Genomic DNA, 1,143 nt, shown 5'->3' on the forward strand with positions numbered 1-1,143 from the left:
GGCAAAAATCGCGTTCACAATATCCGTCACGATCCCGGCGTGTTGTTGTCCTTGTTGTTCGATTTGAAATGGCCTTGCTTGGTCGGCGATAACGTAATAATTCACCTCTTCAGCGGCGGTCGCTGCACTGACTGCCATACAACTAAAAGCCAATACACGTAGAAGTCCTTTCATCCTATCCTCGATTATTATTTGCTCACGACTATATTTAGAGTAGCGCAAGATTATCGGAGTGATTTCATATGGATGTAAAAGAGCGAACTCAACGCCGGTTTAGTATCGGTAACCAGCTTATGCTGGCGGTTTTAACGTTGAGTTTGATCTTTACGTTAGTCATTTCTGCCATCAGTTTATATCGTGATTTTCAAGAAGAGTTGTCCCATCTCGACACCGACTTAAAACAAGTGGAGTCGAGCTACCTCTCCAGCTTTTCAGCCAGTTTGTGGGTTGAAGACCGTGAGCTGTTACTCACCCAAGCGCTGGGGGCGATGCGTTTGCCTTCTGTGGATTACCTACGCATTGCTACCAAAGACGAAGTTATCATCGAGCTCGGAACAGAAATCACGCAAGATGTGGTTGAGAGGCGTTGGCCGATGCAGTTTAGTGTGGGTGAAAAAACGTTTGAGCTCGCAGAGCTGACTGTGCAGTCTGATCTTAGCGCCGTCTATCAAGATTTATGGCAACAGTTCTTTTTTCTGCTCACGACAGAAGCGATAAAAATTTTGTTGTTGATGGTTGGGGTGTTGTGGGTTGCCTTCCGTTTATTGGTGAATCCTTTGCAGTTGCTTTCCGGTGCGGTGAGTGATTTTAGCGGCGGTAATGCGCCGAGTACGGTCACGCTGCCCAAACGTTGGTGTTTTGATGAAGTCAGCTTGTTGGCGAAAAAATACAATCGAAGCGTGCAAAAAGTGCGTGAGCATCAAGCCGAGTTAGAAGCCGAGCGAGATAAGGCGGAAGTCGCCAATCGCAAGAAAAGTGAGTTTCTCGCGACCATGAGCCACGAGATTCGCACCCCTATGAATGGCATTATTGGTGTGGCGTCGCTGCTTAGTGATACTAAGCTCGATCCGCAGCAAAAAGAATTTGTGGAGATCGTCGATAACTCATCGCAATCGCTCATGACCATTATTGATGACATCCTCG

1 protein-coding gene and 1 pseudogene are annotated in these 1,143 nt (G+C 47.0%); one reads left to right on the forward strand and one right to left on the reverse strand.

The features are described 5' to 3' along the window. Nucleotides 1-174: pseudogene (locus R8269_RS23720) on the reverse strand (amino acid ABC transporter); the annotation flags it as partial. A gap of 68 nt (nt 175-242) precedes the next feature. Here R8269_RS23720 and R8269_RS23725 point away from each other — a divergent pair. Further along, nucleotides 243-1,143: histidine kinase dimerization/phospho-acceptor domain-containing protein (locus R8269_RS23725; protein ID WP_318222717.1), on the forward strand; the 901-nt coding region annotated here is incomplete at its 3' end.

The organism is Vibrio sp. Vb0667, assembly GCF_033391095.1.